Annotated in this window: 21 protein-coding genes; 12 read left to right on the plus strand and 9 right to left on the minus strand. The window is 62.8% G+C overall.

Going from position 1 to position 14,949, the window contains the following annotated elements; all coding sequences use genetic code 11:
- Positions 1-237: 237 nt before the first annotated feature.
- Positions 238-996: an SDR family NAD(P)-dependent oxidoreductase gene (locus tag NKH52_RS28915; RefSeq protein WP_352735835.1), complete on the minus strand. Its 759-nt coding sequence runs from the start codon at positions 994-996 to the stop codon at positions 238-240.
- 123 nt (positions 997-1,119) lie between these two features.
- On the minus strand, positions 1,120-1,758 hold the full coding sequence (betI, locus tag NKH52_RS28920; protein WP_352735836.1) for a choline-binding transcriptional repressor BetI: 639 nt from the start codon (positions 1,756-1,758) through the stop codon (positions 1,120-1,122).
- Between the two features lie 81 nt (positions 1,759-1,839).
- Here betI and choX point away from each other — a divergent pair, with 81 nt between their 5' ends.
- Together choX and NKH52_RS28930 are read left to right on the plus strand one after the other, a co-directional pair.
- A complete protein-coding gene (gene choX, locus NKH52_RS28925; protein WP_352735837.1) occupies positions 1,840-2,778 on the plus strand; it encodes a choline ABC transporter substrate-binding protein in 939 nt (312 codons plus the stop codon).
- A 38-nt stretch (positions 2,779-2,816) separates the two neighbouring features.
- Complete coding sequence (locus NKH52_RS28930) at positions 2,817-3,617, plus strand: alpha/beta fold hydrolase (protein WP_352735838.1); 801 nt, start codon at positions 2,817-2,819, stop codon at positions 3,615-3,617.
- Between the two features lie 82 nt (positions 3,618-3,699).
- Here NKH52_RS28930 and NKH52_RS28935 read toward each other — a convergent pair whose 3' ends face one another.
- Entirely contained in the window at positions 3,700-4,485 is a 786-nt protein-coding gene (locus NKH52_RS28935; protein ID WP_352735839.1) for an NIPSNAP family protein, read from the minus strand.
- A 97-nt stretch (positions 4,486-4,582) separates the two neighbouring features.
- On the opposite strand from NKH52_RS28935, the gene NKH52_RS28940 reads away from it, so the two are divergent.
- Positions 4,583-5,263 carry a TetR/AcrR family transcriptional regulator gene (locus tag NKH52_RS28940; RefSeq protein ID WP_352735840.1) on the plus strand — a complete coding sequence of 227 codons (681 nt, stop codon included), beginning with the start codon at positions 4,583-4,585 and terminating at the stop codon, positions 5,261-5,263.
- Between the two features lie 259 nt (positions 5,264-5,522).
- On the opposite strand, the gene NKH52_RS28945 is transcribed toward NKH52_RS28940, so the two are convergent.
- Positions 5,523-6,116: a hypothetical protein gene (locus NKH52_RS28945; protein ID WP_352735841.1), complete on the minus strand. Its 594-nt coding sequence runs from the start codon at positions 6,114-6,116 to the stop codon at positions 5,523-5,525.
- A 107-nt stretch (positions 6,117-6,223) separates the two neighbouring features.
- Between NKH52_RS28945 and NKH52_RS28950 the strand changes: the two genes are divergently transcribed.
- Positions 6,224-7,357, plus strand: a complete 1,134-nt coding sequence (locus NKH52_RS28950; RefSeq protein ID WP_352735878.1) for a metallophosphoesterase — start codon at positions 6,224-6,226, stop codon at positions 7,355-7,357.
- A 57-nt stretch (positions 7,358-7,414) separates the two neighbouring features.
- Here NKH52_RS28950 and NKH52_RS28955 read toward each other — a convergent pair whose 3' ends face one another.
- Positions 7,415-7,594, minus strand: coding sequence for a CsbD family protein (locus NKH52_RS28955; protein ID WP_027037831.1), 180 nt, complete (start codon positions 7,592-7,594; stop codon positions 7,415-7,417).
- 197 nt (positions 7,595-7,791) lie between these two features.
- Here NKH52_RS28955 and NKH52_RS28960 point away from each other — a divergent pair, with 197 nt between their 5' ends.
- The 7 genes from NKH52_RS28960 (at position 7,792) to NKH52_RS28990 (ending at position 11,028) form a co-directional block, all read left to right on the plus strand.
- Positions 7,792-8,154 (plus strand): glutathione S-transferase, encoded by a 363-nt coding sequence (locus NKH52_RS28960; RefSeq protein ID WP_352735842.1) that lies wholly within the window; start codon positions 7,792-7,794, stop codon positions 8,152-8,154.
- Positions 8,155-8,580: 426 nt separating this feature from the next.
- Positions 8,581-8,790: a cold-shock protein gene (locus NKH52_RS28965; protein WP_010915421.1), complete on the plus strand. Its 210-nt coding sequence runs from the start codon at positions 8,581-8,583 to the stop codon at positions 8,788-8,790.
- Positions 8,791-9,155: 365 nt separating this feature from the next.
- Complete coding sequence (locus NKH52_RS28970; protein ID WP_013532399.1) at positions 9,156-9,383, plus strand: hypothetical protein; 228 nt, start codon at positions 9,156-9,158, stop codon at positions 9,381-9,383.
- Positions 9,383-9,790 (plus strand): hypothetical protein, encoded by a 408-nt coding sequence (locus NKH52_RS28975; protein WP_013532398.1) that lies wholly within the window; start codon positions 9,383-9,385, stop codon positions 9,788-9,790. Before NKH52_RS28970 ends, NKH52_RS28975 begins: the two co-directional genes overlap by 1 nt.
- Position 9,791: 1 nt before the next feature.
- Positions 9,792-9,959, plus strand: coding sequence for a hypothetical protein (locus NKH52_RS28980; protein ID WP_013532397.1), 168 nt, complete (start codon positions 9,792-9,794; stop codon positions 9,957-9,959).
- Positions 9,960-9,963: 4 nt separating this feature from the next.
- Positions 9,964-10,335, plus strand: coding sequence for a YkgJ family cysteine cluster protein (locus NKH52_RS28985; RefSeq protein ID WP_352553863.1), 372 nt, complete (start codon positions 9,964-9,966; stop codon positions 10,333-10,335).
- Between the two features lie 81 nt (positions 10,336-10,416).
- The gene (locus tag NKH52_RS28990) at positions 10,417-11,028 is read left to right on the plus strand and encodes a LysE family translocator (protein WP_352735843.1); all 612 of its coding nucleotides are present in this window, start codon (positions 10,417-10,419) and stop codon (positions 11,026-11,028) included.
- A gap of 99 nt (positions 11,029-11,127) precedes the next feature.
- Here the strand turns inward: NKH52_RS28990 and NKH52_RS28995 are convergent, their stop codons facing one another.
- Positions 11,128-11,514 (minus strand): nuclear transport factor 2 family protein, encoded by a 387-nt coding sequence (locus NKH52_RS28995; protein WP_352735844.1) that lies wholly within the window; start codon positions 11,512-11,514, stop codon positions 11,128-11,130.
- A gap of 16 nt (positions 11,515-11,530) precedes the next feature.
- Positions 11,531-11,977, minus strand: coding sequence for an OsmC family protein (locus tag NKH52_RS29000; protein WP_352735846.1), 447 nt, complete (start codon positions 11,975-11,977; stop codon positions 11,531-11,533).
- A gap of 121 nt (positions 11,978-12,098) precedes the next feature.
- Here NKH52_RS29000 and NKH52_RS29005 point away from each other — a divergent pair, with 121 nt between their 5' ends.
- Entirely contained in the window at positions 12,099-12,707 is a 609-nt protein-coding gene (locus NKH52_RS29005; protein ID WP_352735847.1) for a TetR/AcrR family transcriptional regulator, read from the plus strand.
- A gap of 82 nt (positions 12,708-12,789) precedes the next feature.
- On the opposite strand, the gene groL is transcribed toward NKH52_RS29005, so the two are convergent.
- Both groL and groES read right to left on the minus strand, forming a co-directional pair.
- Positions 12,790-14,445, minus strand: coding sequence for a chaperonin GroEL (groL, locus tag NKH52_RS29010; RefSeq protein WP_127289069.1), 1,656 nt, complete (start codon positions 14,443-14,445; stop codon positions 12,790-12,792).
- A 62-nt stretch (positions 14,446-14,507) separates the two neighbouring features.
- Complete coding sequence (gene groES / locus NKH52_RS29015; RefSeq protein ID WP_006203049.1) at positions 14,508-14,804, minus strand: co-chaperone GroES; 297 nt, start codon at positions 14,802-14,804, stop codon at positions 14,508-14,510.
- Between the last annotated feature and the right edge of the window lie 145 nt (positions 14,805-14,949).

Genomic DNA, 14,949 nt, shown 5'->3' on the forward strand with positions numbered 1-14,949 from the left:
GGCATCGCGAACCTCCCGGCGCAAAGCACGCCAAACTGTTCGCGATGTCCTCGCACACCTGTTCGCGATCTCTCCGGTCCAAACACCCCCTTGAGGGGGAGATGGCCGGCAGGCCAGAGGGGGTCGCCTCACGTGGAGCGCCAGCCTCCTCCGCGGCGATAGGAGGTCGCGTCCCGTCGAACCGACCCCCTCTGTCGCCTTTGGCGACATCTCCCCCTCAAGGGGGGAGAAAGCAGATCACCCCGCCATATACCCACCGTCGATCGAAAAAATGCCGCCACTGGTCCATACCGCCTCGTCGCTGGCCAGGTAAACAGCCATCCCGGCCAGATCGTCGGGGCGGCCGATTCTGCCGAGCGGATAGCTGCGCTCGACATAGGCCTTCAGCTCCGCCTTTGCCTCGGCCGGCAAATTGTCGACGGTCTTGCGCCGCATGGCGGTGTCGACCGTGCCGGGCGCGATGGCGTTGACGCGGATGCCGCGCGGGCCGAGTTCGAAGGCCAGCGACTTGGTCAGCGAGTTCAGCGCGCCCTTCGACAGGGAATAGAGGCTCGACGGCCGCTTCGGGATCATCTTGTTGGCGAAATAGGACGAGATGTTGATCACCGATGCGCCGACTGCCAGATGCGGCAGCAGGCCCTGCGTGAGGAAGAACACCGCCGCCACATTGAGCGCGAAGGATTCTTGGAACTGCGCCACGCTGACGGTCTCGAACGGCACCAGGAAAGCCACTCCGGCATTGTTGACGAGGATATCGAGAGGCCAACCGGATCTCTCCACCTGCTCGATGACGGCTGCGATGCCGGCCGATGTGGCAAGGTCGGCTGACAGCGTCTCGACATTACCGCCAAGATGCTTGCGGGCGGCGTCGAGCTTTTTGGTGTCGCGGCCGACGATCAGCACGTCCGCACCCTCGTGCAAAAAGGCCTCGGCGATCGCCAGGCCGATACCGTCCGACCCACCGGTGACCAGCGCGCGCTTGTTGTGAAGTCTCATTGGACGCTCCGAGGGATTTGCCTCGTCGAGAGCACCGTATAGTGGCGGCCAAGGTCAAGCCGTCAGCCTATCCCACGGTATGAACTTCGACCGCTGCCATCCGGCAGGCCAGCCGAGTCTGGTTTAAGCGCCGGCGGTCGCAAGCTCCCCCAAAGCCAGCCGTCCCGCGACATAATTCTTGACTTGGCGGACCGCCTGTTCGCGCGACACGCTGCCCGGTTGCAGGCCGAGCCGCAGCCAAAGTCCGTCGATCAGCGCCGTGACACCAAGCGCGATGTCGTCGGCGTCTCCAGGCGAGGCGAGGCCGTGCAGGCCCGACAACAGGTTCGAGCGCATGCGCGCGTGGATCACCCTCTGGATGCGGGCCATCTTCTCGTCGCGCGGCACCTCGGCGCAGAGCGACAGCCAGGCATGGCACAGAGGCGGCTGGAACAGATGCTCCTCGAAATTGCCCTCGATCACGGCATCCATGCGCTCCATCGGCGTACGCGCCCGGCGAAGCCGCGCGATCACCGCCTGGCACAGGACGGCGTTTGCCTCGCGCATCGCGTGCTCGAACAATTCCTGCTTGTTGCGGAAATAGTGCAGCACGATGCCCTTGGAGGCACCGGCCTGCGCCGCCACCTTTTCCAGGGTCGCACCGGCAATGCCTTCGCGCTCCAGCACCGCGAAGGCCGCCTGCCGCAGCTCCTTGCGGCGGATCTCACTGAGACGCTTGAGTTTCACGGGATCGGTCCATGCATCGCGAATCCACGTTGACATTTTCGTCCGCTCAGATCAAGGATTGACCCATGGGACAATAAAAAGACCAATTGGTCAATTTCACAATGAGGAGAACCCGAAATGTTGCGCATCCTTGCAAACGGCGTCTGTTTGGCCGCCCTCATGTTGGCCTCTCATGCGGCCCAAGCTGCCGAGGCCGAGCAGTGCAAGACGGTCCGCATGGCCGAACCCGGCTGGAACGACCTTGCCTTCACCACCGGGGTCGCCAACGTCCTGTTGGAGGCGCTCGGCTATCAGCCGCAAAGCCAGGTGCTCGGCATCAACGTCATCTACGAGGGCATGAAGAACAAGGATCTCGACCTGTTCCTGGGCTACTGGGATCCGGCCATGGTCACCTATTACGAGCCCTACAAGAAGGACGGCTCTGTCGAGAATGTGCGCGTCAATCTCGTGGGCGCCAAATACACCTTCGCCGTCCCGACCTACGCTTGGGATGCCGGCGTCAAGGACATTTCCGATCTGCACAAATTCGCCGACAAGTTCGGCAAGAAAATGTACGGCATCGAGCCTGGTTCAAACCAGTTGATGATGGACGCCGTCGCCGATCCGGCCTTTGGCCTGGACGGATGGCAGGTGGTCGAGTCCAGCGAAGCCGGCATGCTGTCGGAGGTCGGCTACGAGATCAAGGAAAAGCAGTTCATCGTTTTTCAGGGCTGGGCGCCGCATCCGATGAACACGATGTACGACTTCAAATATCTGACCGGCGGCGACAAGTTCTTCGGCCCGAATTTCGGTGCCGCGACGGTAACGACGCAGGTGCGCAAGGGCTATCTTGAGCAGTGCCCGAACGTCGCGCAATTCCTCGGGAATCTCGTCTTCGACATCGATTTCGAGAATGTCGGCATGGGGTATCTGATCAATGACGGCATGAAGCCGGAGGACGGTGCGCTGAAGGCAATCATGGCGAACAAAAGCCGCCTCGACGCCTGGCTCGCCGGGGTCACCACTTTTGACGGCAAGCCGGGCCTCGCCGCAGTCAAGGAAAAGCTCGGCCTGTGAGAGCGGCCGCGCTCGATGACTTGCCGAAGTAGGATGTGATGGCGGAGCAGGGCGCCTGGGCCGGCCGCAAGCAGTTCGTCACTGTCGGCGATCTCGACATCGCCTATGTCGAGATATCGGGCGCCGAGCCGGCACTTCTGTTGGTGCACGGCTTCACCGACACCAGCCGCAGTTTTTCGCTTCTGGTGCCATATCTGGCCGGCCGCCGTCTGATCATGCCGGATCTGCGCGGCCACGGCGCCTCGCACGCTGGCAAGCACTGCGGCATCGCCGATCTTGCCGATGATATCGCCGGGCTGATCCAGAGTTTACAACTCGACCGACCGGTCGTCGTCGGCCATTCGCTGGGCGCCATGGTGGCTGTCGCTTTGGCTGCGGGGCACAAGGAGTTGATCGGCGGGCTGGTGGTCCTGGCCGGCACGTTGAAGCCCGATTTCGCGCCGGGTCATCCGCTGGTCACAGGCGTTGAGGCGCTGCGCGACCCGATATCGCCGGCCGATCCGTTCTATGCCTGGTGGCATGCCTGTCGTCCCGAGGTGCCCGCAGCCTTTCTCACCGGCTTGGCGCAAGAGGCCTCGGCGATGCCGACCCCGCGCTGGCGCGCGATTCTCGAGGAAATCCGCCGCGCCGACCTGACCGATGCTGCGCGGGCCGTGCAGGCCCGGACGCTGATCATCGCCGGCGCGTGCGACCCGCTGTTCGGCGAGGCGCACCAGCAGGCGTTGCAATCCGCTCTTGCAGAAGCCGTCTTCGTTCGGGCCGAGAGCTGTGGCCACAACCCGCATTGGGAAGATCCAGGCCTCGTCGCCAAGGCCATCATCGAGGCGTTTGAAGTCTGATGCATGTCGCCCAAAAGTGCCCCCGGTTTTGGGAGAACGACATGCACAAAAAAGGCCTATTCCTAAAGCGCGTCGACGCGCTTTAGGAATAGCGCCCGACCAGTGATTGCGATGTCGGCGACAGCCGCAAAGTCTCCGTTGGTTTGGTCAGGCCGAGCTGCGCGGCCTGCCAAAAGTCCTGCCATGCCGGCGAGGCGGCGAGGGCAGCTTTGCGGCGGGCATGCGCCTCGGCGCTGGCAAAGCCCATGACGCTGATGAAGACGTTTTCATCAGCCCGTACCGGCAGGCGCGGAAAACTGTTTTCGGCATGCTCCGTAACGAAAGCGGCGAGCAGACGTGCGTCGGCCGTCATCAGGCACGCCGTCTCAGTCTCGAAGCGAGTGGCGAAATCAGCCTCCGTGCCGGGCTGCAAATGATGAATCGCGATGACAACGATGCCGGTCAGCGGTTTGTTTTGAATGGGCTTTTCGTCATCGGCCAGACTTGGCCGCTGCTTGCCCGCGAGGTCGAAGCCGGCGCCCGGCCACGCCGGCTTGAGCAGCAGCACATCGTCGGAATCGATCATCGTCGCATTGGCCGCATGGCTGTTCGCCGCCCAGACCGGCCCGCCATAAAAAGCGGCGAGAGCATTTTTCCGCGCATCCATGCCGTCGAAGCCGCGCATCCAGACGAACATGTCAGGCCGATCGAGGTCCCGGAACTGGCCGATGATGGTCATGCCGGCGTCCTCTTGGCCCTCGATCAGCCTGCCGTCGAAGATGCCGATGAGCGTGTCGCGCCGGCCGGGCTTCAGCGTGTATTGCCGCAACTCGACGACAGGCGAGGCGAGCGCCGTGGGTTTCGGCGCGACGTTCCGGGGCAGGTTCATCCGGCACTCTCCTTAAAACAGGGTGATCGTCCTGTTTTCAAAACAGACCGGTTGTCCTGTTTTGTCAACATGCTAAAGTTCGGCAATGTCAGCAGAGATGACCGTCCAGCCAAAACCGCGCCCGGGAAAACGCATCAACGACCCTGAAGGCATGCGCAAGAAAGTGCTCGATGTCGCCGAGGACGCGTTCCAGGCGCGCGGCTATCACGCCTCCAGCATCGGCGACCTGATGGCGGCGGCTGATGTCAGCGGCGGAGCGCTGCATCACCATTTCCCGACCAAGAAGGCGCTGGCGCTGGCTGTGATCGACGAGCGTGTGGCGGCAGCGGTCGAAGAGACATGGATCGCGCCGATGCTGGCGGCGGCGTCAGTGCGCGAGGGCGTGCGCTCGGTGTTCGAGGCCGTGGCGGCGGAACTGGAGCAGCAGGGGTTCGTGCGCGGCTGCCCGCTCAACAATCTGGCGCACGAACTGTCGCTTGCCGATCCCGATTTCCGCCTTGCCCTTGCCGGTATCTTTGGCGGGTGGCGGCAGGCGATTGCCGACAAGGTGCGTGCCGACCAGCAGGCGGGCAAGGACGAGGGCACGGACCCCGAACGCTTCGCCGCGCTGACGGTCGCCGCCTATTCCGGGGCGATGTCGATGGCCAAGACGGCGCAGGATGCCGGTGTGCTGCGGGATTGCCTGGCGGGGCTGGAGCGCAGCGCGCCGTCGCCATCGCAGGGCGGATTGGCAGCCAGGCGACGCAACAGGATACTGCCACGGCCGAGAATTATTTGATGTCGGCGGGACAGCACCCCCCTCTGGCGTGCCGGCCATCTCCCCCGCAAGGAGGGAGATCTGCAGCATCGGCGCTCGCTCGTACCTTCACCGGTGGAGATTGGCGAAAGCCGGTGTGACAGCCAATCTCCCCCCTTGCGGGGGAGATGTCCGGGAGGACAGAGGGGGGTGTGCAGGATCGCGACGCAGCCACTTCTCTCGACCTTGCGGCTTCGCTCTGGCTGACACGAGGGGGAAGCGAAGAAGCCTGGGCTCTTACCTACTCGGCCAGCGGCTTGATCGTCTCGTAGCCGTTGACGGATTCCGAACTGGTGCCTTCATCGTAGCGCCGCGCGAGCGCGGCTTGCAGATCGGGAGCATAGAGGGCGGTGAATGAATCCAGCGTCTCGCCGGCGCCGTTCTTGAAGGTCTCCTTGACCGCCAGGACATTGTATTTGCAATCGCCCAGACGGAATGTTTCCTTGCCCTTGACGATCAGGCTCAGCGTCTTGGTGCCCTTCGGCGGCTTGTTCGGCGACAGCTCGACGAACTCTATCGTGGCCTTTGCCCCGGCCTTCAGCGGGAACAGCTTTCGCAGATCGGAAAACGGGATCATCGCCTGGCGGCCGGTGTCGCTGTCGCGAAACACCTCGATCAGGCCGGCGAACAGATATTGGGTCTGGGGCGATTGCGATTCGTAGGTGTTGGCAACCGACATCATCCCGCCGGCCACGGGCCGAAATTCGCTCTGGATGCCGGGTCTGGCCAGAACGAAACCCTTCCTGGCGGACTTGGCATCGACGCAACCGGCGGCATGCGCGGTGCTCGCGCACAACATCGCGGCCAGGATCATGCAGATAGGTGCGGCTTTCATTTTTCCTCCTCCGCTTGCGCAAGCGAGACATGCCAGACCCGTGGCGTCATGTCGATGATGGCGCAGAGGCGCTGGACGACCGGCTGCTGTCCATGCTGAATCAGCAGATGATGAATCGCCGTTCGATCGGATCGCTTTCCCGACGCAACTTCCTGGTACAGGCTGCAGGATTTGCCGTGGCCGGTGCATTGTCGCGCCCGGCCTTCGGCCAGACCGGCCAGCGCGTCCAGTCCATCGACGCCACCTTCCTGTTCATCGCCGATGTCCATGCCTGCCGCATGGCGAGCGGCTTGAGCCCCAACTGCCTGCAGGAAGGCAAGACCGATGCCGCGCTGCTGCGCAATGTTGCGGCGCTGAATGCCCTCGAGGACAAGGATTGGCCGACTGAAATCAATGGCGTTGCCACTCGCCTGCGCTCAGCCGGCAGCCGCATCGGCGCGCCGCTTGGCCTCGTTGTCGGCGGGGACATCACCGACGATGGCGGCGGCCAGATCACCCAGCCGAGCGAGGGCACCCAACTGCTCCAGTTCAGCCAGCGCTACAGCCAGGGCGTCGGTCCGGATCGCGTGCACATGCCGGTTTATGTCGGGCTCGGCAACCATGATCTCGACCAGAACGGGCCGCCGCACCATGTCGACTGGTACCGGCGCGAACTGCGCGACTATGTCGAGGTCAACCATCGCGCCGGCGTGTTCTTCAAGCCGCCAGTGCCGGCCACCGACTATGATGTCGACACCGACTGCTACTCCTGGGACTGGGGCGGCCTGCATCTGATCCAGACGCATCGTTTCGCCGGCGATACCGGCCACGGTGCCGAGAGCAGCCTGCCATGGCTGAAGCAGGACCTGGCGACCTATGCGGCGGACGGCCGTCCGGTCGTCCTGTTCCAGCATTATGGCTGGGACACTTTCTCGGTGGAACGCTGGGATGCCGCCAACAGGCACTTCGATGATGACGGCACCGGTGCGCCGCACTGGTGGGGCGAGGCCGACCGGCAGGCGTTGCTGGCGGCGCTGAAGGGCTACAATGTCGTCGGCATTTTCCACGGCCACCAGCACGAAACGCCGCTGGTCTATCGCAGGGACGGGATCGACCTGTTCAAGCCGAAGGCTGCCTATATGGGCGGTTTCGCGCTGGCCAGGGTGACCAGCAACGGCATGGACGTGGTGCTGGGCGAGGCGACCGGCGATCATGGCGAGGTCGCCTTCACCGATGCTTTCAGCAAGGGCTGGAGCACCTGAAAAAGGCGGCCTTCGCGGCCGCCTTTCCCTCGATAAAGCGCGTTTCTCGATGTCGGATCAGAGCGCCTTCTTGACCTTGTCCTTGACGTCGCCATAGGCCTTCTGCACCTTGCCGGCGATCCTGTCGCCCGTGCCTTCGGCCTGGGTCTGCCTGTTGCCGGTTGCCTTGCCTGCGGCTTCCTTGACCGAGCCCTTGACCTGCTTGGCCACGCCCGCAACCTGATCCTTGTTCACCATTTTTGCGCATCTCCTAGGATTTTTGAATTCGGGGGAATTCATTGCGGGTAGCTAACGAGCCGGCGTCGGTTAGGTTCCAGGCGTCGCCCGGACGCCAGATCAGGTCGCGCGGCCGCCGCCTGAGGCAAGGTCGGTGAGTTGGGTTTGAACACGCGCCGGCCAAAGGATTTTGGCTGACCGTGCGTACGGGGAGAAAAATGGCAGAATTTACGCTCTATATCGGCAACAAGTGTTTCTCCTCATGGTCGCTGCGGCCCTGGGTGGCGATGAGGCATCTGGAGATCCCGTTCGAGGAACGTTTGGTGCGGCTGCGCACGCCTGAAACCTTTGCCAATCTGGCAAAAGTGTCGCCGACCGGTCAGGTGCCGGTGCTGAATCACAATGGCAAGATCATCTGGGAAATGTATGCGCCTGTCGTCACCCGTTTCGATACCTATGGCGGCACGCTGGCGCCGGATACGCGCGCCTATGTCGACGCCGTGCTGGCAACGCCGGCGATGCGCCACTGGTATGCCGAGGCGGGCAGGGAGACGTGGCCGGAACCCGGCCCGGACGAATAGGATCCAAACGAAAACGCCCCTCGCACCTTTTATCGTGCGGGGGGCGTCTTTGCCATCAAACTGTTATTCGATTGCTCTCATGAACTGCTGATGACACGGAATAAATGCGCGTCTGCGCAGATGGTTCCAGAGGTGCCGCGAAATTTTTCCAAGGTGGCGCAAGCGCGCTGTTTGGCGCCCCCTTTGCCGTCATGCCAGGTGTTTTGGTCAGGTGTTTTGGAAGAATTCCGCAGCTGTGGCTTTATGCAAATTTGACAGCGCACCAAAAGAAGCCTACAAGCAAATCGTCGATATTTGTTTGACTGACTTTTGTTATCCGCGCTTTCGAGCGCGCCTTTGACGAACTTCCCACATCAAAAATCGGGACAAACGACGTTGTGCATCCGCATGGCGTCGAACGAATATTTGCCATGGAAAGGGTTCGTCATGAGCACCGGCACAGTTAAATGGTTCAACGCCACCAAAGGTTTTGGTTTTATTCAGCCTGACGACGGCTCGGCCGACGTTTTTGTCCACATCTCGGCCGTAGAGCGCGCCGGCATGCGCGACATCGTCGAGGGCCAGAAGCTCGGCTACGAGATGGTCCGCGACAACAAGTCGGGCAAGATGTCCGCCGACCAGTTGAAGGCGGCCTGAAAAACGAATTCAGCTCTCCCGGTGACCACGGATGTACTGGCACCGGTGAGTGGCGAATTCGGGCGCATGGCCGCGGAGACCTGAGTTTCCACGGCATATCATGTGCATAAGCAGGGCGTTCCCGTGCACCCCCGGGGCATCCTTTTGGATGTCGTCTGGTTGCGCGACGCTCTCATGGAAGGTCAGGCGGTGCCTGGCCTTTTTCATTTTGCGCGCCTTGCCGCCGAAAGTGCGCTGCGTGCCGGCCTGGACGTGCTAAGGGACGCTCCAGCAATTTGAATTCGCCGCGCGTATTGCTTTGTGCGTGATCCTGACCGAAGACCCGGTCTCGCTCCATCGGCACAGGCTCCTGACAGGAGAAAGATTTGACCACCAGTTCAAAGACAACCGTCGATCAGGCCGTGTCCCTGTTCAGCAAGACGCAAACCCAGTCGATGTCGCTCAACCGCATCAATTCCGAGCGCGACGCCGTCAGCGAGGCACGCGAAGCCAAGACCGCGCGTCTGCGCGAATTGCGCCTGGAGAAGGAGGCCGACGAGATGGCCGCCGCCGCCGCGCTAGCCGCTTTGCCGAAGCGGGCCGGAAGACGCTGATGGCCACCAAACGCGTACCGCCAACACCGATCGCCGCCGACGCAACCATTGCCGACATGGTCGAAGGCCTCGACAAGCCGGTCGAATTCGTCCGGCGTGTGCTGGAAAAGCTCGAACGCTGCAAGCGTGCCCACGGTGATGCCCAGGTGCGCGTCGGCGTGCGCGGCCGCGCCGAATGCCCGAATTACCTGATCGAATATGTCCGTGAAGACGCCAAGACCCATGAGCGGGTGACTTACCAGGACGCCGCCTACAGCGGCAGCACGCATCGCGAGCTGGCGGCCCATCACATCGAGGCGGTGAAAAACTGGTCGCCCGAGGAAATGAACATCACGGCCGTTTCGGCGCTGATCGGCCGCCTGCGCAATCCGCGCGCCCCATCATCGCGCTTCGCCGACGAGGACTGACATGGCCATAAAATTCTCCTCCAAGGATCAGCCGGCAGCCTCGGGTGCCGCGGCAAAACCGGCCAAGCCGGTTGCCGCGCCGAAAGCCGGCGACGCCACGGAGGCCGCGACCGATCTGTTCAAGTCGCCGGCGGATTCGCCGAAGGGCAAGACGGCTAAGAAGAAATAGCGCCTTGCCGCAAGACGCCGATCGCAACCCCGCCGCGCCAGGGCTGTCCGCCCTGGTGGCCGCCGCAAGCGTTTTGTCGTCGCAACAGGGCACCTTCGATTGCCAAAGCTGCGGTGCATGCTGTTCCTATTCGGCCGAGTGGCCGCGCTTTTCCACCGAGGATGACGCACAGCTCGACCGTATCCCGGAAAAATATGTCGCATCTGACCTGTCAGGCATGCGCTGCGAGGGCGTGCGCTGTTCGGCGCTGTCCGGCGAGATCGGCAAGTCGACCGCTTGCGGCATCTACGACGTCCGGCCGGACGTCTGTCGCGCCTGTATGCCCGGCGACGAGGAGTGTCTGATGGCACGCCGAGCGCTCGGATTGCCGGTGTAGCCAATCTCCAATCGCCTCCGCTTGTGCGCCGACCCGCAGCCCGATACGTTCCTGGCCGGGTCGGGTGCCGGAGGAACCATCGTGAGCATCGAATTTCTGTTGACGTCGCTGATCGTCGTGGCTTCGCCCGGCACCGGCGTTCTCTACACGCTGAGCGCCGGCCTCTCGCGCGGTGCGCGGGCCAGCGTCATCGCCGCCTTCGGCTGCACGCTCGGCATCATCCCGCACATGGCCGCCGCCATCACTGGCCTGGCGGCGCTGCTGCACACCAGTGCGCTCGCCTTCGAGACGCTGAAATATCTCGGCGTCGCCTACCTGCTCTACATGGCCTGGAACACGCTGAAGGAGAAGGGCGGCCTCAGCGTCCAGCAGGGTGTGACGCCGCGCTCGGCCGGCAAGGTGATTGCCACCGGTATCCTCGTCAACGTGCTCAATCCGAAACTGTCGATCTTCTTCTTCGCCTTCCTGCCGCAATTCGTCAGCACCACCGAGCCCAATGCGCTGTCGAAGATGCTGGAACTGAGTTCCGTCTTCATGCTTTTGACCTTCGTGGTTTTCGTCGGCTACGGCATCTTCGCCGCCTCGATCCGCAGCCACGTCGTCTCGCGGCCAATGGTGTTGACCTGGATGCGCCGGACCTTCGCCGGCGCCTTCGTCATGCTCGGCGCGAAGCTGGCGCTGGCCGATCGGTAGCGCCACGGGGAGCGGTTCAGTCTCGCTGATCCGCTCCCCTTTGTTGCGCTATTCCGGGCGAAAAGCCGTTATGCGCTTTCGGGGAATTGCTCGGGCACGCTACCCCTTCACATAGCCCATCGCTTCGACGATCCGCCCGTCGGCCACGCGCATGAGGTTGACGCCGCGCAGCGAATTGCCGTCGGTCATGAAATAGCGCCAGCGGATCGTTGCCCGGTCGCCGGCAACGAAGGTTTCCTCGATATCGAAGCGCGTGCCGGCCTGGGTTGCTATCGCCGTCCAAAGCCCGACGCACGCCGCTTGACCGGCATAACGGGCGCCGTCCGGCGCTGGAACGGTGTTCTCGATCAGGCAATCCTCAGCCACCAGCTCGGCGAGTGCCGAAGGATCATGGCGTTGGAATACGTCGTTGTAGCGCCGCATGATCTCGGCCGTCTGCTGGGACAGATCATACGCGGTTGCGTCCATGACAAGCTCCTGTGTCATCTTCTTTCTCCTGGCTTCATTGGCCTTTGGTGGCTTCGACGAGCGTTGCCTTGAGGGTGATTTGAGACACGCCGGCAAGGGCCCGCGAGACGAGGCAGCCCGCCTTGGCGGATTGTGCAAGGCGCTCGAATTCATCTTCGGCAAGTCCCGCGACCTCGGCCTCGGTTTCGAGCTCGATGCGGGTGATCGTCGGACCGGCAGCGGTTGCGCCAAGATGCACCTTGGCGACGGTGCTGATGCTTGTCGGGACATGATTGGCGTTGCCCAGTATGGCGCTCAGCGCCATCGAGAAGCAGCCTGCATGCGCTGCGGCGATCAGTTCCTCCGGATTGGTGCCCGGACCGTTCTCGAAACGCGACGGGAAGGAATAGGCGCCTTCGAAGACGCCGCTGCCGAGCCGTAACCGGCCCGAACCTTCCCTCAGCGTCCCCTGCCATTTGGCCGAGGCTTCACGAATTGTCATTGTCGTTCTCCCTTCGCATGTTGTTCCTCCCGAGAAATATATAGACTGATCTACATATTATGTAGACCGATTGTCATATTCTGCGCAAGGCCTATAATGATTCCTGCTGACAGAGGTTGACATGGCCAACGACACCCGCACCCGCATACTCGAGACGACTGGGCTGCTGCTCAGGCAGCGCGGCTATCACGGCACCTCGCTCAACGACATATTGAGCGCCAGCGGCGCACCGCGGGGCTCGCTCTACTTCCATTTTCCTGGCGGCAAGGACCAACTGGTCATCGAGGTGACGCGTGGCAGCGTTGCCGATGTGACGAAGAGGTTGGGCGAGGCGCTGGCCACCGAACGGGATCCGGCGGTGGCCGTCCATCATATCTACCAGTCGGTGGGGCGCATGCTGGAAGACAACCAGTTTTCGCTCGGCTGTCCGGTCGCGCCTGTCGTGCTGGACTCGCCCACCGACGTGCCGGAACTGACGGAATTGTGCCGCTCGGCCTTCGAACAGTGGATAGGCCTGCTGCGGGACGCCTTCGTCAAGGCAGGGGTGCCCGAGCGCCGCGCGCATGCATTGGCACTGCTGGTCGAATCGTCGCTGGAAGGACTGATGGTGATCGCCCGCGCCACAAGCGACCGCGCTCCGATACAGGCCGTGGCCGATGAGGTGGCGGCGCTGATCGAAGCTGCGGTGCTTGCCGGCGAGGTAAAGCAACGCGCGGATACCGCCGTCTGAGAGGCCACAACGACCGTTGCGCAAAACAAAAAGGGCGGCATCTCTGCCGCCCTTTCCGTATCTGAAGGCTGATAGGGCTGGATTAGAAATCCATACCGCCCATACCGCCCATGCCGCCGCCCATGCCGCCAGGCATGCCGCCGCCGCCAGCCGACTCCTTCTTCGGAGCCTCCGCGATCATGGCTTCGGTGGTGACCAGCAGGCCGGCGACCGAGGCCGCGTCCTGGAGAGCCGTACGGACGACCTTGACCGGATCGACGATACCCATGGCGATCATGTCGCCATATTCGCCGGTCTGGGCGTTGTAGCCGAAGGTCAAGCCCTTGTTCTCAAGGATCTTGCCGGCAACGATCGATGCTTCCGCACCGGCGTTGGCCGCGATCTGGCGGGCCGGAGCCTGCAGCGCACGACGAACGATGTTGATGCCGGCGGCCTGGTCGGCGTTGACGCCGGTGGCCTTGATGTTGGCCGAAGCGCGCAGCAGGGCTACGCCACCACCAGCAACGATGCCTTCTTCGACGGCCGCGCGGGTCGCGTTGAGGGCGTCATCGACGCGGTCCTTCTTTTCCTTGACTTCGACTTCCGTCGCGCCGCCGACGCGGATCACCGCAACGCCGCCGGCGAGCTTCGCCAGACGTTCCTGCAGCTTCTCCTTGTCGTAGTCCGAAGTGGTCTCTTCGATCTGCTGCTTGATCTGGGCGACGCGGCCCTGGATCTCGGCCTTCTTGCCGGCGCCGTCGACGATGGTGGTGTTCTCCTTGGAGATCGACACCTTCTTGGCGCGGCCGAGCATGTTGAGGCCGACGTTCTCGAGCTTGATGCCGAGGTCTTCCGAGATGACCTGGCCACCGGTGAGGATGGCGATGTCTTCCAGCATGGCCTTGCGGCGATCACCGAATCCCGGCGCCTTGACGGCGGCGATCTTCAGGCCGCCACGCAGCTTGTTGACGACCAGCGTGGCCAGAGCCTCGCCTTCGACGTCTTCCGAGATGATGAGCAGCGGCTTCGAGGTCTGCACGACGGCTTCGAGAACCGGCAGCATGGCCTGGAGGTTGGAGAGCTTCTTCTCGTGCAGGAGGATGTAGACGTCCTCGAGCTCGGCAACCATCTTGTCGGCGTTGGTGACGAAGTAGGGCGAGAGATAGCCGCGGTCGAACTGCATGCCTTCGACGACTTCGAGTTCAGTCTCGGCGGTCTTGGCTTCTTCAACCGTGATGACGCCTTCGTTGCCGACCTTCTGCATCGCTTCCGCGATCATCTTGCCGACCGACTCGTCGCCATTGGCCGAGATCGTGCCGACCTGGGCGACTTCCTCGGAGGTCTTGATCTTCTTGGCAGCCTTGCCGAGCGCCGCGACGACTTCGGTCACGGCCAGATCGATGCCGCGCTTCAGGTCCATCGGGTTCATGCCGGCGGCAACGGCCTTGTGGCCTTCCTGGACGATCGACTGCGCCAGAACGGTCGCGGTCGTGGTGCCGTCGCCGGCGATGTCGTTGGTCTTCGAAGCAACTTCGCGGACCATCTGCGCGCCCATGTTCTCGAACTTGTCTTCAAGCTCGATTTCCTTGGCGACGGTGACGCCGTCCTTGGTGATGCGCGGGGCGCCGAACGACTTGTCGATGACGACGTTGCGGCCCTTGGGGCCGAGCGTGACCTTCACCGCGTCGGCGAGGATGTTGACGCCGCGCAGCATGCGCTCGCGGGCATCACGGGAGAATTTTACGTCTTTGGCAGCCATTTTTAGCTCCTGGCAGGGGCTTTGATCGAGCCCGGGAATTCAGTTGACGGAAAGGCCTGATATCAGCCGATGATGCCCATGATGTCGGATTCCTTCATGATCAGAAGGTCTTCGCCATTGAGCTTGACTTCGGTGCCCGACCACTTGCCGAACAGGATGCGGTCGCCGGCCTTGACGTCCAGCGGGACCAGCTTGCCAGCTTCGTCACGAGCGCCGGAGCCGACGGCGATGATCTCGCCTTCCTGCGGCTTTTCCTTTGCCGTGTCGGGGATGATGATCCCGCCAGCGGTCTTGGATTCGGATTCGACCCGGCGAACGACCACGCGGTCATGAAGCGGGCGGAACTTCGACTTTGCCATTTTTTCTTCCTCGATGAGAACGGTGAGAAACAGTTCCTCCATCCGGCGGCGCCGGACATGTGGTTAGCACTCACCAAAGGCGAGTGCTAACGTGGCGCTGAAATAGGCTGGCGGCGCGCCGGAGTCAAGGCACTCGGAGCGCCTC

The organism is Mesorhizobium sp. M1066 (genome assembly GCF_040318635.1).
GTDB lineage: Bacteria > Pseudomonadota > Alphaproteobacteria > Rhizobiales > Rhizobiaceae > Mesorhizobium.

What these genes read in the sequence shown, in the direction of transcription:
- NKH52_RS28980 (WP_013532397.1), top strand. Translation starts at nt 9,792, where the DNA reads ATGGCCATAAAATTCTCCTCCAAGGATCAGCCGGCAGCCTCGGGTGCC.
- NKH52_RS29000 (WP_352735846.1), bottom strand. Translation starts at nt 11,977, where the DNA reads ATGACAATTCGTGAAGCCTCGGCCAAATGGCAGGGGACGCTGAGGGAA.
- NKH52_RS28965 (WP_010915421.1), top strand. Translation starts at nt 8,581, where the DNA reads ATGAGCACCGGCACAGTTAAATGGTTCAACGCCACCAAAGGTTTTGGT.
- groES (WP_006203049.1), bottom strand. Translation starts at nt 14,804, where the DNA reads ATGGCAAAGTCGAAGTTCCGCCCGCTTCATGACCGCGTGGTCGTTCGC.
- NKH52_RS29005 (WP_352735847.1), top strand. Translation starts at nt 12,099, where the DNA reads ATGGCCAACGACACCCGCACCCGCATACTCGAGACGACTGGGCTGCTG.
- NKH52_RS28915 (WP_352735835.1), bottom strand. Translation starts at nt 996, where the DNA reads ATGAGACTTCACAACAAGCGCGCGCTGGTCACCGGTGGGTCGGACGGT.
- NKH52_RS28950 (WP_352735878.1), top strand. Translation starts at nt 6,224, where the DNA reads ATGATGAATCGCCGTTCGATCGGATCGCTTTCCCGACGCAACTTCCTG.
- NKH52_RS28960 (WP_352735842.1), top strand. Translation starts at nt 7,792, where the DNA reads ATGGCAGAATTTACGCTCTATATCGGCAACAAGTGTTTCTCCTCATGG.
- NKH52_RS28930 (WP_352735838.1), top strand. Translation starts at nt 2,817, where the DNA reads ATGGCGGAGCAGGGCGCCTGGGCCGGCCGCAAGCAGTTCGTCACTGTC.
- NKH52_RS28995 (WP_352735844.1), bottom strand. Translation starts at nt 11,514, where the DNA reads ATGACACAGGAGCTTGTCATGGACGCAACCGCGTATGATCTGTCCCAG.
- NKH52_RS28940 (WP_352735840.1), top strand. Translation starts at nt 4,583, where the DNA reads ATGACCGTCCAGCCAAAACCGCGCCCGGGAAAACGCATCAACGACCCT.
- NKH52_RS28945 (WP_352735841.1), bottom strand. Translation starts at nt 6,116, where the DNA reads ATGAAAGCCGCACCTATCTGCATGATCCTGGCCGCGATGTTGTGCGCG.
- NKH52_RS28935 (WP_352735839.1), bottom strand. Translation starts at nt 4,485, where the DNA reads ATGAACCTGCCCCGGAACGTCGCGCCGAAACCCACGGCGCTCGCCTCG.
- NKH52_RS28975 (WP_013532398.1), top strand. Translation starts at nt 9,383, where the DNA reads ATGGCCACCAAACGCGTACCGCCAACACCGATCGCCGCCGACGCAACC.
- betI (WP_352735836.1), bottom strand. Translation starts at nt 1,758, where the DNA reads ATGTCAACGTGGATTCGCGATGCATGGACCGATCCCGTGAAACTCAAG.
- groL (WP_127289069.1), bottom strand. Translation starts at nt 14,445, where the DNA reads ATGGCTGCCAAAGACGTAAAATTCTCCCGTGATGCCCGCGAGCGCATG.
- NKH52_RS28955 (WP_027037831.1), bottom strand. Translation starts at nt 7,594, where the DNA reads ATGGTGAACAAGGATCAGGTTGCGGGCGTGGCCAAGCAGGTCAAGGGC.
- choX (WP_352735837.1), top strand. Translation starts at nt 1,840, where the DNA reads ATGTTGCGCATCCTTGCAAACGGCGTCTGTTTGGCCGCCCTCATGTTG.